Origin of the sequence: Enemella dayhoffiae (assembly GCF_002250625.1) — a bacterium.
Lineage (GTDB): Bacteria > Actinomycetota > Actinomycetes > Propionibacteriales > Propionibacteriaceae > Enemella > Enemella dayhoffiae.
Genome location: NZ_NMVQ01000001.1, coordinates 86,779 through 100,909 on the forward strand (window position 1 = coordinate 86,779; position 14,131 = coordinate 100,909).

At 70.8% G+C, this 14,131-nt stretch carries 14 protein-coding genes, 2 tRNA genes and 2 pseudogenes; 12 read left to right on the forward strand and 6 right to left on the reverse strand.

The window, feature by feature from the left end; genetic code table 11:
• Positions 1-58 precede the first annotated feature (58 nt).
• The gene (aqpZ, locus tag CGZ93_RS00450; protein ID WP_094362557.1) at positions 59-835 is read right to left on the reverse strand and encodes an aquaporin Z; all 777 of its coding nucleotides are present in this window, start codon (positions 833-835) and stop codon (positions 59-61) included.
• A 158-nt stretch (positions 836-993) separates the two neighbouring features.
• A tRNA-Ser gene (locus tag CGZ93_RS00455) sits at positions 994-1,087 on the reverse strand.
• Between the two features lie 104 nt (positions 1,088-1,191).
• On the opposite strand from CGZ93_RS00455, the gene CGZ93_RS00460 reads away from it, so the two are divergent.
• Together CGZ93_RS00460 and CGZ93_RS00465 are read left to right on the forward strand one after the other, a co-directional pair.
• Positions 1,192-2,814 carry an LCP family protein gene (locus tag CGZ93_RS00460; protein ID WP_176451568.1) on the forward strand — a complete coding sequence of 541 codons (1,623 nt, stop codon included), beginning with the start codon at positions 1,192-1,194 and terminating at the stop codon, positions 2,812-2,814.
• Positions 2,814-3,260 carry a hypothetical protein gene (locus CGZ93_RS00465; protein WP_094362188.1) on the forward strand — a complete coding sequence of 149 codons (447 nt, stop codon included), beginning with the start codon at positions 2,814-2,816 and terminating at the stop codon, positions 3,258-3,260. The genes CGZ93_RS00460 and CGZ93_RS00465 overlap by 1 nt, the downstream gene beginning before the upstream one ends.
• Positions 3,261-3,264: 4 nt before the next feature.
• Here the strand turns inward: CGZ93_RS00465 and CGZ93_RS00470 are convergent.
• Positions 3,265-3,351 (reverse strand) — tRNA-Ser (locus CGZ93_RS00470).
• Positions 3,352-3,433: 82 nt separating this feature from the next.
• On the opposite strand from CGZ93_RS00470, the gene CGZ93_RS00475 reads away from it, so the two are divergent.
• The 7 genes from CGZ93_RS00475 to CGZ93_RS00505 all read left to right on the forward strand — a co-directional run bounded on the left by CGZ93_RS00475 (position 3,434) and on the right by CGZ93_RS00505 (position 9,661).
• On the forward strand, positions 3,434-4,423 hold the full coding sequence (locus CGZ93_RS00475; protein WP_229117099.1) for an NAD(P)H-quinone oxidoreductase: 990 nt from the start codon (positions 3,434-3,436) through the stop codon (positions 4,421-4,423).
• Between the two features lie 6 nt (positions 4,424-4,429).
• Positions 4,430-5,251 carry a helix-turn-helix transcriptional regulator gene (locus CGZ93_RS00480; protein ID WP_094362190.1) on the forward strand — a complete coding sequence of 274 codons (822 nt, stop codon included), beginning with the start codon at positions 4,430-4,432 and terminating at the stop codon, positions 5,249-5,251.
• Positions 5,248-6,120 (forward strand): LLM class flavin-dependent oxidoreductase, encoded by an 873-nt coding sequence (locus CGZ93_RS00485; RefSeq protein WP_094362191.1) that lies wholly within the window; start codon positions 5,248-5,250, stop codon positions 6,118-6,120. Before CGZ93_RS00480 ends, CGZ93_RS00485 begins: the two co-directional genes overlap by 4 nt.
• Positions 6,121-6,130: 10 nt before the next feature.
• A complete protein-coding gene (locus CGZ93_RS00490; protein WP_141211014.1) occupies positions 6,131-7,300 on the forward strand; it encodes an MFS transporter in 1,170 nt (389 codons plus the stop codon).
• 35 nt (positions 7,301-7,335) lie between these two features.
• Positions 7,336-8,058: a YaaA family protein gene (locus CGZ93_RS18625; protein ID WP_176451569.1), complete on the forward strand. Its 723-nt coding sequence runs from the start codon at positions 7,336-7,338 to the stop codon at positions 8,056-8,058.
• A gap of 9 nt (positions 8,059-8,067) precedes the next feature.
• The gene (locus CGZ93_RS00500; RefSeq protein WP_171196364.1) at positions 8,068-8,652 is read left to right on the forward strand and encodes a bacterial proteasome activator family protein; all 585 of its coding nucleotides are present in this window, start codon (positions 8,068-8,070) and stop codon (positions 8,650-8,652) included.
• 439 nt (positions 8,653-9,091) lie between these two features.
• A complete protein-coding gene (locus tag CGZ93_RS00505; RefSeq protein WP_094362194.1) occupies positions 9,092-9,661 on the forward strand; it encodes a WhiB family transcriptional regulator in 570 nt (189 codons plus the stop codon).
• A gap of 216 nt (positions 9,662-9,877) precedes the next feature.
• Here CGZ93_RS00505 and CGZ93_RS00510 read toward each other — a convergent pair whose 3' ends face one another.
• Genes CGZ93_RS00510 through CGZ93_RS00520 form a run of 3 tightly spaced genes read right to left on the reverse strand, consistent with a single transcriptional unit; the run spans position 9,878 to position 12,678 of the window.
• Positions 9,878-10,660: an HAD family hydrolase gene (locus CGZ93_RS00510; protein ID WP_094362195.1), complete on the reverse strand. Its 783-nt coding sequence runs from the start codon at positions 10,658-10,660 to the stop codon at positions 9,878-9,880.
• Entirely contained in the window at positions 10,657-11,946 is a 1,290-nt protein-coding gene (serS, locus tag CGZ93_RS00515) for a serine--tRNA ligase (protein WP_094362196.1), read from the reverse strand. The genes CGZ93_RS00510 and serS overlap by 4 nt, the downstream gene beginning before the upstream one ends.
• Positions 11,947-11,955: 9 nt before the next feature.
• Entirely contained in the window at positions 11,956-12,678 is a 723-nt protein-coding gene (locus tag CGZ93_RS00520; protein ID WP_094362197.1) for a FadR/GntR family transcriptional regulator, read from the reverse strand.
• A 139-nt stretch (positions 12,679-12,817) separates the two neighbouring features.
• Here CGZ93_RS00520 and CGZ93_RS00525 point away from each other — a divergent pair, with 139 nt between their 5' ends.
• The 3 genes and pseudogenes from CGZ93_RS00525 (at position 12,818) to CGZ93_RS19955 (ending at position 14,115) form a co-directional block, all read left to right on the forward strand.
• A complete protein-coding gene (locus tag CGZ93_RS00525) occupies positions 12,818-13,354 on the forward strand; it encodes a gluconokinase (RefSeq protein WP_094362198.1) in 537 nt (178 codons plus the stop codon).
• 1 nt (position 13,355) lies between these two features.
• A pseudogene (locus CGZ93_RS19950) lies at positions 13,356-13,598 on the forward strand (GntT/GntP/DsdX family permease); the annotation flags it as partial.
• Between the two features lie 121 nt (positions 13,599-13,719).
• Positions 13,720-14,115, forward strand: a pseudogene (locus CGZ93_RS19955) (GntT/GntP/DsdX family permease).
• Positions 14,116-14,131: the final 16 nt, after the last annotated feature.

Genomic DNA, 14,131 nt, shown 5'->3' on the forward strand with positions numbered 1-14,131 from the left:
GACACAAACCGGGGCCCGCGCCCAGGAGGTGCGAGCCCCGGCGCGGGCTACCCGGAAATCAGTGGCTGCTGGCGGTCTCGGTGGTGGCGATGGCGTCGGCGGCCGGCTCGCTGGTCAGGAACCGGTAGCTCACCCCGGCGATCACCGCGCCGATGATCGGGGCGACCCAGAACAGCCACACCTGGCCCAGCGCGGCCGGGTTGAACACGGCGACGCCCAGCGAGCGGGCCGGGTTGACCGAGGTATTGGTGACCGGGATCGAGATCAGGTGGATCAGGGTGAGCGCCAGACCGATCGCGATCGGGCCGAAGCCCTGCGGGGCGCGGGAGTCGGTGGCCCCCAGGATTACCCACAGGAAGACTGCGGTGAGCACGATCTCCAGCACCAGGCAGGCGAGCAGCGAATAGCCGCCGGGCGAGAGCTCACCGAAACCGTTGGTGGCGAAGGAGCCGGCGCTGCTGCCGTCGATCTTGAACCCGTCCTTGCCGGAGGCGATCAGATAGAGCAGGGCGCCCGCAGCGATACCGCCGATGACCTGGGTGATGATGTACGGCAGCACGGCCTTGGCCTCGATCCGCCTGGCGGCGAAGACACCCAGGGTGACGGCCGGGTTGAAGTGGCCACCGGAGAGGTGCCCCAGGGCGTACGCCCCGGTCAGCACGGTGAGGCCGAAGGCGAGGGCGACGCCGAGGAATCCGATGCCCAGCTGGGTCTTGTTGGCATCGTCGGTGAGTACCTTGGCCGCCAGCACTGCGCTGCCGCAGCCGCCAAAGACCAACCAGAAGGTGCCGAGGAATTCGGCCCACAGACGGGTACGAAGGGGGACGGAGGACATCATGTGAGATCTCGCATTCTTCGACCGCCGGGCGCGGTCGATCGGACTTGATCGAAGGTTCCGCCGATGGCTGACGGACCGGCCAGCGCTGGCCTTCACCAATGCGCCGCCCGGGAGCCGGACCTTGTGGGCCCGACCCCTGAGTCGACGAACTGCGGTGGCGGAGGCGGCGGGATTTGAACCCGCGATGGGGTTTAAGCCCCAAACCCGCTTAGCAGGCGGGCGCCATAGACCGGACTAGGCGACGCCTCCATGGTCGCACAGGGCGACCGAGGACAAAGCGTACTCGGTCGGCACCGGTGCAGCAATCCGACGGGTACGATGCAACCCGGTCCCGCAGAGAGGTCGTAACCCACGTGAGCAGTCCCGCCAATCGAGAGGCGTTCCGGGCCTACGCCTTTCGTCGGAGCGCGCTGTGGACCGCGATCGGCACCTATCTGCCCGGGCTGGGACTGGTCCGCGGAGGCGTACGCCTGATCGGCTGGGTGATCTTCGGCGCCTTCGCCGTGCTGCTCGCGGTGCTCGGCATCTGGGCGCTCGCCGATCGCGGATCGTTGCTCGCCCTGGGGCTGAACACCACCCTGCTCAAGGCGCTGGTGGTGATCCTGCCGCTGGTCGCGTTGGGGTGGGCCGCGCTGATCGTGATCACCCACCTGCGGCTGCGGCCGCGCCGCCTGAGCCCGGCCCAGCGCGGACTCGGCTCGGCGCTGGTCGGCCTGCTCTGCCTCACCATCACCGCGCCGCTGGCGGTGGCCGCCCGCTATTCGTTCGACCAGACCCGCCTGGTGGACACGGTGTTCAAGCGCGGGGACGACATCCGCTCCGGTACCGCGCCGCGGCTGGAGAAGGGCGATCCGTGGCGGAACAAGCCGCGGGTGAACATCCTGCTGCTCGGCGGGGACGCCGGCCGCGACCGCACCGGCACCCGCACCGACACGGTGATCGTGGCCAGCATCGACACCCGCACCGGTGACACAGTGCTGGTGTCGCTGCCGCGCAACACTGCCAGGATGCCGTTCCCCGTCGACTCCCCGCTGCACCAGTACTATCCGGACGGGTTCACCGAGGGGGATGGCAACGATCTCGAGTTCATGCTGAACGAGATCTATGAGAACGTCCCCCAGAACGTACCGGCCGACGTCCTCGGCCCGACCGACAACCTGGGCGCCGACGCGCTCAAGCTCGCCGTCGGCGAGGGCACCGGGCTGAAGATCGACTACTTCGTGCTGATCCAGCTGGGCGGGTTCAACAAGCTGATCGACGCGCTCGGCGGGGTGACGGTCAACATCAACACGTGGGTGGCGATCGGCGGCCAGACCGATGCGGGGATCAAGCCGGTGGGGGCGCTGCGGCCGGGACCGAACCAGCACCTGAACGGCGCCGAGGCGGCCTGGTACGCCCGGGGGCGCTATGGCTCGGACGACTTCCAGCGGATGGACCGGCAGCGCTGCGTGATCGACGCGGTGATCCGCCAGGCCAACCCCGCCAACATGCTCGTCCGCTATGAGGCGGTCGCCCGCGAGGGCAAGGAGGTCGTGATCACCGACCTGCCGCAGGAGATCCTGCCGGCCATCGTCGACCTGTCGCTGCGGGTCCAGCAGGGGAAGACGCGCAGCATCGTGTTCAAAAACGGTGAGGAGGGGTTCTTCTCCTCCAACCCCGACTTCGCGAAGGTACGCGCCCGGGTGGCCGCGGCGATCACACCCCCGGCCACGCCGACCCCGACCCCGGCGGCTCCGAGTTCGGGGCAGCCCACTGGCCCTGGTCAGCCGAGCGGTCAGCCGGCCCCCAGCCAGCCGCCCGCTCCCGCGCCGCCCACCACGCAGGCCCCGACCCGGGGCTCCGGGCCCACCACCGCGCCACCGCCGACCCCGGCCCCTGGCCCACCGCCGGCACCGCCGGAGGACCTGGCGTTCTCCTGCGCGTACAAGCCGGAGATCGCCGAGAAGCAACCCCCCGTACCCCCCTGGGAGCAGTGATGGACGACGCGGTCAGTGTGCACGTGCTCAGGCCGGCCCCGCCGGTGCGCGCGTTCGGCATCGCAGCGGTGCTGATCGTGGTGGGGGCGGTGCTGGTGGTGACCGGTTCCGCGCAGCAGTGGCCCGTGGTGGCGCTGGCCCTGGGCGGGCTGGTGCTGGTGCTCGGCCTGGTGCTGTTCGCCGCCGGGGTGGCCGCGGTGGTCCGGATGCGGGTCCGCGCGGAGCTGACCCCGACCGGTTACAGCTTTCGCACCCCCGGAGGCGTACGCCACGGCACGTGGGCGGACACGGTCCGCGTGGGGACCTCTGACTCGGGACGGCGGATCAGTTTCCTCGACCGCGACGAGCGGGTGCAGCACGTTATCTCTCCGGTCGGCGACGAGTCGCCGGAAATGGAGGCGTTGACCGCCGAGATCGTGCGGCGGCTGGAGGCCAGCCGGCGCTGAGCCGCGGCGAGAGTGGGATTCGAACCCACGGAACGGTCGCCCGCTCGGCCGCTTTCAAGGCGGCTGCACTAGTCCACTATGCGATCTCGCCAGCGCCCGATCCCGGGCACTCTCGCCATGGTAGTGCTCCGGCCCGATGACCGCTGTCAGAGTCGCCCTCTATCGTGGTCGCCATGACTTCTGCTGCCGTTCCCGAACGGATGCGCGCCGTGCTCGCGGAGGGAGCCGGTGGGCCCGAGGTGTTGCGCGTCGGCGAGCTGGACACCCCTCGGCCCGGGCCGGGCCAGGTGCTGGTGAAGGTGACCGCCGCCGGGATCAACCGCGCCGACGTGATGCAGCGACTCGGCCACTATCCCCCGCCGCCCGGCGAGTCGGAGATCATTGGGCTCGAGGTGTCCGGCACCGTCGCCGCGCTCGGCGACGGGGTGGACGGCTGGTCGGTGGGGATGGAGTGCCTGGCCCTGCTCTCCGGCGGGGGGTACGCCGAATACGTCGCCGTGCCGGCCGGTCAGCTGGTGCCGCCACCACCCGGGGTCGACCCGATCACCGCGGCCGGGGTGCTGGAGGTCGCCGCAACCGTGCAGTCGAACGCCGAGATCGCCCACCTGAGCGCCGGCGACGCCTACCTGGTGCACGGCGGCGCCGGCGGCATCGGCAGCTTCGCCATCCAGTACGCCAAGGCGCTCGGCTGCACCGTGTTCACCACCGCGGGCTCGGCGGAGAAGCTGCAGTTCTGCCGTGAGCTGGGCGCCGACCACGCCCTCGACTATCACGACGACTGGCCGGCTGCGGTGCAGGAGGCCGGCGGGGTCGACGTGATCCTGGACAACATGGGCGCCAAATATCTGGACGCCAACCTGACGGCGCTGCGGCCCGACGGCCGGCTGACCGTGATCGGGCTGATGGGCGGGCGCAAGGGCGAGCTCAACCTCGGCGCGCTGCTCGCCAAGCGCGGCCAGGTGATCGCCACCTCGCTGCGCTCCCGCCCGGCGGAGCAGAAGGCGGCAATCTGCACCGGCGTGGTCGAGCGGGTCTGGCCGATGATCGCCGACGGCAGCATCAGCACCGCGCCGACCCGGCGGTTCGCGCTCGACGAGGTGGCCGCGGCGCACGAATACTTCGACTCGGGCGAGCACCGCGGCAAGCTCGTGCTGACGATGTGAGCTGACATGTCCGCCCGCCCCGAGGTCGTCTCCGCCCTGCGCCTGATCGAGCAGCACCACACCGAGCCGCTCACCCTGGCCGAGGTGGCGGGCGCGGTGGGCTACAGCCAGTTCCACCTGGCACGCCGGTTCAAGGAGGCCGTCGGGCTGGCGCCGATGCAGTGGCTGGCGGCGCGACGGTTTCTGCACGCCCGGCGACTGCTGCTCACCTCCGACGCCTCGGTCACCGACGTGTGCATGGAGGTCGGCTTCTCCAGCCTGGGCACCTTCACCCGCCGGTTCACCGCCGAGGTCGGGGTGGGGCCCAGGGAGTTCCGGCAGCTGCCCGAGCGGCTCTCCGACAACCCGGCGCAGCCGGGCCACGTGCCCGGGACGACGCGCGACGGTGGCCGGGTCGAGGGGCGGATCGAGTTCACCGCGGCCGCTCGCGCCCTGATCGGGCCGAACCCGCTGATCTATGTGGGGCTGTTCACCGAGCGCGCCGCCCGCGGCCGCCCGGTCTGCGGGTCGCACCTGCGCGACACTGACCTGTTCGCGTTTCGCGACATCCCACCGGGCGATTACTGGCTGTTGGCGTCGGCGTACGCCGAGGACGATGCGTTGAGCCAGCTGACCGCCGAGCGGCCGGTCACCGGCGGGACCGGGGGCACGGTCCGGATCGGAGCCGGCCTGGCCGAGGCGCAGCGGGTGCTGATGACCGCACCCGGTGAGTGGGCCACCCCGATCACGGTCGCGCTGCCGGCGCTCACCTCCCCCGGGACCGCGGCGCGCCCACCGATTCCGCTGCCGGTCCCCATGCACCGTGGCCTGGTCGGGGGTGTCCGATGAGGGTCGGAGTGTGCCTCCTGCCCGAATACGCCTGGGCCGAGGCGGCGCCCCGGTGGCGGATGGTCGAGCAACTCGGTTTCGACCACGCCTGGACCTATGACCACCTGGTCTGGGGTGGGCTGCCGCAACACCCGTGGCAGAGCACGATCGTCACGCTGACGGCGGCGGCGATGGTGACCGAGCGGATTCCGCTCGGCACCTGGGTCGCCTCGCCCAACTATCGACACCCGGTCACCTTCGCCCGCGACCTGGTCAGCCTGGCCGACGTGGCCGGCCCCGATCGGATGATCTGCGCGGTCGGCTCCGGCGGCGAACCGGACGCCAGGATGCTCGGCGAGCAACTCACCCGCGGCCAGCGAACCAGCCGGTTCGCAGAGTTCGTCCACGTGCTGCAGCGGGCGCTGACCGAGGATCCGGTGGATCATGAGGGCCGGCACTACACGGTGCGCGGCTATCGCAACCTGTTCGGGCAGGCGGCCCAGCCGCTGCGGTTGGTGGTGGCGGCCAACGGTCCGCGCGGGATGCAGGTCGCGGTACGCCACCACGCGGCCTGGGCGACGACAGGCGTACCAGCTGACGACGTGGACAGCTGGTGGCGCGGGGTCGCCGGGCTGGTGGACCGGTTCGACGACCTCGGTGGCGGCGAGGTGGACCGCTATCTCAACCTCGACTCGGCACCGCGGTTCTCGCTGCAGGGCAAGGAGTTCTGCCTCGAGCAGCTGCACCGGGCGGCCGAGCTCGGGTTCACCGACGCGGTGATCCACTGGCCGCGGTCGAGCGACCCGTACCGCGGCGACCCGGACCTGCTGGCCGAAGTGGCGGCCCACCTGCCCGAATTCCGTTCACGGACCGTCGGAGGACGCGGCTAGTCTCTGGCCGGTGAGGCGTTATGCGGAGGTGTGGGCCATCCCCACGGTCCGCCAGGTGGTACTGATCGGGATGCTCTGCCGGGCCCCGATGTTCGGCGCCTCGGTGCTGCTCACCCTGCACGTGGTCGACCGGCTCGACCCGCGCTACACCGCCGCGGGGGTGATCGCAATGGCGGCCACCCTGGCCACCGGCATCGCCGGGCCGTGGCGCGGGCGGCTGCTGGACCGGTTCGGCCTGCGCCGCACCCTGCTGCCGTCGCTGTTGGTGATGCCGGTGTGCTGGGTGATCGCACCGTGGGTCGGCTATTGGCCGCTGCTGGTTCTCGTGGTGATCTCCGGGTTGTTCACCGTGCCAGCGTTCTCGCTGGTCCGCCAGGCGATCGCCGGCGCCACCACCGGCCCGACCCGCAACAGCGCGATGGCACTGGACTCGGTGCTGGCCGAGATCGGGTTCATGATCGGCCCGGCGGCGGCGGTGTTCGCCGGCACCCACTGGGGCACCACCTGGACGCTGATGATCTTCCAGCTGCTGATCGTGCTCGGCGGGCTGGTGCTGTTCATCGTCAACCCGCCCCTGCACTCCGAGGGCGGGGAGGGCGACACCGACGCGGCACCAGCCACCCGCTGGCTGTCGGTACCGGTGCTGGCGATCTTCATCGCCACCGTGGCCACGATCGTTGCGGTGACCGCGACCGACCTGGCCGTGGTCGCCGGCATGCGCGCCCTGGACAGCGGGTGGGCGATCGGCTGGGCGCTGGCGGTGTGGGGCCTCGGCTCAGCGGTCGGCGGGCTGCTGTTCGGCGCCAGCGGGCGGACGTTCGCCACTTGGCTGCCGCTGCTCGGACTCGGCGTGACCACGGTGCTGGTCGCGCTGTCCTCGGGACCGGTGTCGATGATGCTGCTACTGGCCCTGGCCGGGCTGTTCTGCGCGCCGTCATTCGTGGCGACCACGACCGCGTTGTCGGTGCTGGTACCACCGCGGTTCCGGGGCGAGGCGTTCGGCTGGCACGGGTCGATGATCACCGCCGGGGGCGCGCTCACCGCGCCGACGATCGGGCTGGCGATCGACCAGGCGGGCTGGCCGGCGGGGTTCCTCGCCGGCGGCGCGGCGGCCGTGCTGGTCGCCCTGGCCTGGCCGCTGGCGCGCTGGGCGTACCGGAGGCCGCGGAGAGCCGGCTGATCCCCCAGGCCGCCTGGTTTCCCTATGCTGAGTCGGTGCTGATCCTGCTGCCTCCCTCGGAGTCGAAGACCCCGTCCCGGCGCGGCCGCCCGATGGACTGGGACAGCCTCAGCTTCCCGGCGCTGACCTGGGCCCGACAGCAGGTCGCCGATGCGCTGATCGAGCTGGGTGACTCCCCCGCCGCGGGCCGCGCCCTCGGCGTACCGGAGGGGAAGACCGAGGAGCTGACGCGCAACCTCCAGCTGGAGACCGCGCCGTCGGTGCGGGCCGCTGACCTCTATTCGGGGGTGCTGTTCGACGCGCTCGACCTGGCCGGGATGGAATCGGCCGACCGGCGGCGGGCGCAGCAGCGGGTGCTGGTGTTCTCGGGGCTCTATGGGGTGCTGCGGCTGAACGACCGGGTCGCCCCCTATCGGTTGTCGATGGGGGCGGCACTGCCCGGGCTCGGCCGACTCGCCAGCTTCTGGTCCGAGCAGCTCGCGGGGGTGCTGAGCAGCGGCGGCTGGTTCGTCGACTGCCGCTCCGCGGCGTACGCCAGCGCCTGGCGCCCGCCCGCCGAACGCTGGGTGCAGGTCAGCGTCCGCGGGGCCAGCCACAACGCCAAACACAACCGCGGCCGGCTGGCCGGTCTGCTGTGTCGCACGGCCAACGCTCCGCGCAGCCTGGACCAGATCGTCGCCGTGGCCCGGGAGCAGTGGGGCCACGGGGTCGAGGTGAGCGGGGAGGGGCCATATCGACTCGAGGTCCCGGGCGCCTAGACTCACCGGATGAGCGATCAGCGTCCCGAGCAGCCGAACCAGAGCGAAGAGCAGTCCCAGGCCGGGCGGGTCGTGGCCGGGCAGACCGACGACGGCCGGGTCTATGTGGTGTCGCCACAGTCGATGGCGGTGGAGTCGGCCGAGGCGGACGCGAGCTCGGTGACCAGCATGGTCCCGCAGCCGGACAAGGTGATGCGGATCGCCACCATGACCCAGAAACTGCTCGACGAGATCAAGGCCGCGCCGCTGGACGACCCGTCGCGGCGGCGGCTCGGGGAGGCGTACGCCACCTCGATCGAGGAGCTGAAGTCGGGGCTCGATCCCAAGCTCGCCGAGGAGCTGGAGCGGATCACCGAACCGTTCGGCGAGGGTGCCACGCCGAGCGACGCCGAGCTGCGGGTCGCCCAGGCGCAGCTGGTCGGCTGGCTGGAGGGGCTGTTCCAGGGCATCCAGACCGCGATCTTCGCCCAGCAGATGGCGGCGCGCGCCCAGTTGGAGCAGATGCGCCGCGCCCTGCCGCCCGGCGTACACCCCGAGCAGGGACAGCAGCAACCGGGGCCGCAGCAGGGACCCGGCCCCGGGATGTACCTCTGATCGGTGCCCGACGGCGGCCCGGCGGCGGCCCGACTGCAGCCCGGCGGCGATCCAGCGAACCCACCTGCCACCGAGCGACCCCTCCCGAGATCGCTGGGCGGCCCCACGGTTCGCTGAATGGCCCGCCCGGCCACTCAGAGTGCCTCAGGTAACCCTCAGCTGGTTTAGTTTTGACGTCAATCAGGCTCTGACCCGCACCGCTGCGGGGTTACTGAGTACGCATACCCATCTTCCCTGAGTATCGCCACCCTGATTTGCTTGTGCGACTACTCAGAACAACTCTGGTAGCGCTGCCTACCCCGAACCCCCCTCGCAAGATTTCGGTTTGCGAAGATGGGTGTGCGGATGAGAGTTCGCACATCGGGGTAAATCAGGGGGAACCCTGGTCCCAGCTCGGAGCGTCGGTCTTACCGACACGCACCACAGATTGGGGAGAGAGATGGCCAGCACCATGATCGAGACCGCCACCCAGGGTTGCTTGGAGAACGCAGACCTCTACCAGCACCCGCTGCTGGAGGAGCCGCCGACCGCCTCCGCCCCTGCCGACCAGCGTCGCCAGCACATGATGATGACGCGCAAGGCCGAGAACCTGTGCGTCGAATGCCCGATCATGACCCAGTGCCTCTACAACGCCGCGGTGAAGTACGACGTGAGCGGCTTCGTCGCTGGCACCACCGCCCGCCAGCGCTCCGAGATCCGCGCCCGGCTGGGCATCACCGTGACCCCGGAGGACTTCGACACCCTCGCCGGGGTCACCGCCCGGCACCGCCAGGTCGACCACGACGAGGTCGTCCGGTTGCGCAACGCCAACCCGCACGAGAGCCTGGAGACGCTGGCCCACCGCCTCGGCTGCTCCCTGTCCACGGTGAAGCGCCACCTGCGTCGCCACCGCAACGAGGCCGCCCAGCAGGCCCCGGCCGAGAAGAAGCGGGTCCCCACGATGGCCGAGGTGATGACCGCCTATCGCGAGGTCACCCGCGGCATCCCCGCCGCCCGCCGCGTCGCCTGAGCGCGCCGCACCCCGCCTACGGGCCCCGCCGATCCACATCGGCGGGGCCCGCCACTTTCTCAGCCACCGGGATGCGCGGCACCCAACTCCGCGCCGCAGAACTCCGGTGTCACGAAACAGCCGGAACGACAGGATGCGGGCCTGCGCCGCACCGCTCGCCATGGGACCGCAATTGTGCGGGCGAACCCCAGCCACCCAGGGCCCGACGACCAGGAATCAGAACCAGCGGGCCAGCTCGGCCGGCGTGCCGTCGTCGGCGAACAGTCCGGTGACTGCGTCGGCCGCCCGCTGCACTTCCGGCGGGGCATCGCCCAGGGCGACCCCGCGGCCGGCCCAGCGGAGCATCTCGATGTCGTTGCGGCCGTCACCCATCGCCAGCACGTCGGCGCGGTCGACCCCGAGCCGCGAACACACCTCGGCCAGCCCGGTCGCCTTGTGCACGCCCTCGGGTGCGATGTCCAGCCACGCCGAATACCCGATGAAATAGCTCACCCCGTGCAGACCGAGCTGTTCGGCGAGATCCAGGAAGTCCTGGTCGGAGCGGCCCGGGTCGCGGACGATCACGCGGGTCACCGGCTCCGCCCCCAGCTGCTCGGGGGTCTCGATGATGACCTCCCCGTCCAGGTCACCAACGGGGAAGGCTCCGGAGGCCCGATAGCCCTGGCCCACCACCTCGGTCGCGATCAGCGCCTCGGGCGCCAACCGGCAGACCTTGCTGACCACATCGGCCGGGTCGAAGGTGACCTGCCGGATCACCTCCACCGGCGGATAGTGCACCACCACCGCCCCGTTGGAGCTCACCGCATAACCCGGCGGCAGCCCCAGTGCGTCGAACACCGGTCGGGTGGCGTGCCAGCTGCGGCCGGTCGACAGCACCACCGGTACGCCGGCGGCCAGCACCCGCTGCACGGCCTCGCGCACCGAGTCCGGCAGCACCCCGGCGTGGTCGACAACGGTGCCGTCGATGTCCAGGGCGACGAGTCGCGGCTGCCAGCTCACCGGCGTACGCCCGCGGCCGGAGTCAGCTCGGCGCGTCCGCCGAAGTAGGGCCGCAGCACCTCGGGCAGGCGTACCGACCCATCCGCCTGCTGGTGGTTCTCCAGCACCATGATGATCATCCGGGTCATCGCGCACAGCGTCCCGTTCAGGGTGGCAACCGGGCGTACGCCGTCGGCGAAGCGCCCGCGGATGCCGAGCCGGCGGGCCTGGAAGTCGGTGGTGTTGGAGGTCGAGGTGATCTCCCGGTATTTCTGCTGGGTCGGCAGCCACGCCTCGCAGTCGAACTTGCGCGCCGCCGACAGCCCCAGATCTCCCGAGGCCACGTCGATCACCCGGAACGGCAGCTCGAGGGCGGAGATGAAGTCCTTCTCATAGGCCAGCAACTGCTGGTGCATCGCCTCGGCGTCCTCGAGCGCGCAGTGCACGAACATCTCTACCTTGTCGAACCAGTGCACCCGAAAGATCCCCCGGGTGTCTTTGCCATAGGATCCGGCCTCACGGCGGAAGCACGGCGAATAGCCGACATAGCGGCGCGGCAGCGTGTCAGCGTCCAGGATCTCATCGGAGTGGTACGCCGCCAGTGCGACCTCGGAGGTGCCGACCAGATAGAGATCGTCGGCCGGCAGGTGATAGACGTCATCGCCCGAGCCCTGGCCCAGATAGCCGGTGCCGTCCATCGACGACGGCCGGACCAGCGCGGGCGGGATGATCGGAGTGAACCCCCACTCGGTCGCCTTGGCCATCGCCAGGTTGAGCAGCGCCAGCTCCAGCTGCGCGCCCTGGCCGGTGAGGAAATAGAACCGCGACCCGGACACCTTCGCGCCGCGCTCCATGTCGATCGCCCCGAGCAGCTCACCCAGCTCCAGGTGATCCCGCGGTTCGAACCCCTCGGCGGCGAAATCCCGCGGCGTACCGATCTCCTCCAGCACCACGAAGTCGTCCTCGCCGCCGCGCGGCACCTCGTCGAACACCAGGTTGGGCAGCGCCTTCAACTGTTCGGTGAAGTCGGCGTCGGCCTGGTTGCTGGCGGCCTCAGCCTGCTTGACCTGGCCGGAGAGCTCCTTGGTGCGGGCCAGCAGCTGCTGCTTCTCCTCGCCCTGGGCCTTCGCGACCTGCTTGCCGAGGCCCTTCTGCTCGGCGCGCAGCTGCTCGTACGCCGCGATCGAGGAGCGGCGCGACTCGTCGGCGGTGAGCAGTGCGTCGACCAGTTCGGGGGACTCACCGCGGGCCGCCAGGCTCTCGCGGACGCGGTCGGGGTCGGTGCGCAGCAGGCGGGGATCGATCACCGGGCCAGCCTAGCGGCCCGGCTCCTGCGCCATCGTCGCCACCGCGGCCCTGGCCTCGTCGACGATCTCGCGCATCGCCTGCTCGGCCCCCACCGCATCCCCGTCGGCGATCGCGAGCGCCACCTGGCGGTGCAGCCGGATCGCGTCGGGGTTGGGCACCGGGGGCATCAGGTGGTGGTTGGTCCGCGCGGTGAGCACCTCCTCGATGATGTCGGCCAGGCTCGCCATCAGCGGGTTGCCCGAGGCGATCAGCAGGGTGCGGTGGAACACCACGTCGTGGGCGAGGTACGCCTGCAGGTCCGGCAGCGCGCCGGCGATCACCCGTCCGGTCTGCGCCATGCCCAGGGCGGCACCGACGAGCGCCTGCTGCTGCTCGTCGCTCGCGTGGACGGCGGCGAGTCCGGCGGCGATCGGCTCCACCCCGCGGCGCAGCTGGCTGATCGCCTCCAGCTGCTCCAGCCGGCGCGGGCCGGCCAACCGGGCGCGGAGCACGAACGGTGAGAGGGCGCTCCAACTGCCGGGCGGTTGTACCTGCACGCCGACCCGGCGGCGGCTGGTCACCAGCTGGTGCGACTCGAGCAGCTTCACCGCCTCCCGGGCGACGGTCCGGGAGACGCCGAACTCGGCGCCCAGCTCCTCCAGCAGCAGCACGCTGCCGGGACGGAGTTCCTCGTTGACGATGCGGGCGCCCAGCTCTGTCGCGATCCGTTCGGTCAAGGGCGCCTGCGACATGGCGCAATCCTAGGCAATACGTCGCGGTGTCCACCGAGCATTCCACCGAAAATGATCGGATCATATCTGGACAGTAGAAAAATAAATAATACTATTCGATAGTGGTCGACGACGACCGCCTCGGACAAAGGAGACCGACATGAAGGATCCGCAGGCCCCGCCAGCGCGGATCGCGGTGGTGATGGGAGTGTCCGGCTGCGGCAAGACCACCATCGGCCACGAGCTCGCCGAGCGACTCGGCGTACCGTTCGCCGACGCGGACACGTTTCACCCACCGGCCAACATCACCAAGATGTCCGCCGGGCACTCGCTGACCGATGAGGACCGCCGGCCGTGGCTGGCCCGGATCGGCGCCTGGCTGGCCGAACACCACGAGGTGGGGGCCGTCGCCACCTGTTCGGCGCTGAAACGCGACTATCGCGACCTGATCCGGGCCGCCGCACCGGGCGTACCGTTCCTGCACCTGGCCGGGCCGATGGAGGTGGCGTACGCCCGGGTCGCGGCCCGGCCGAACCACTTCATGCCCGCCTCGCTGATGCGGTCGCAGTACGACACGCTGCAGCCGCTGGCCGCCGACGAGACCGGCCTCACCCTCGACTTCAACCGCAGCGCCGACGAGATCGTGACCGCGATCGTCGACTTCCTCACCACCTCAACCTCGAACCCCGAGGCCTGACATGCTCACCGTTCTGGAGACCGCGCCCGCCCAGCTGGTGCTGACCGCGCTGATCGGCATCGCCGTGCTGGTCGTGCTGATCACCAAGTTCAAGCTCAACCCGTTCCTCAGCCTGACCATCGGCTCACTGCTGGTCGGTGTCATCGGCGGGATGCCGCTGAAGGGGATGATCGAGTCGTTCACCAAGGGGGTCGGCTCCACCGTCGCCAGCGTCGGCGTGCTGATTGCCCTCGGCGCCATCGTCGGCAAGCTGCTCGCCGACTCCGGCGGCGCGGACAGCCTCGTCGACACCATCATCGCCCGCTCCTCCCGCGCCGCACTTGCCGTGGGCGATGGCCCTGGTCGGCGCGCTGATCGGGCTGCCGATGTTCTTCGAGATCGGCCTGGTGCTGCTGATTCCGGTGATCGTGCTGGTGTCGCGGCGGGCGAGTCGCCGATCATGAAGATCGGCATCCCCCGCGCTCGCCGGTCTGTCGGCGATGCACGCGCTGGTACCAGCGCACCCCGGTCCGCTGGCCGCCGTCGGTCTGCTGAAGGCCGACCTGGGCCTCACCCTCGGCCTCGGCGTCCTCACCGCCATCCCGGTGATCGCCCTCGGCGGGCCGCTGTTCGCCTCGCTGGCCGCGCGCTGGGTGCCCGCCGCGGCACCCGAGCTGGTCGTCACCGAGACCGCGCACGCGCACCAGACGGCGGGCGGGTCGACCTCGACCGGTTCGACCGGGCTGACTTCCACTGGGGCGGACACCGGCGCCACTCGGTGACCGGCCTGGTCGTGGT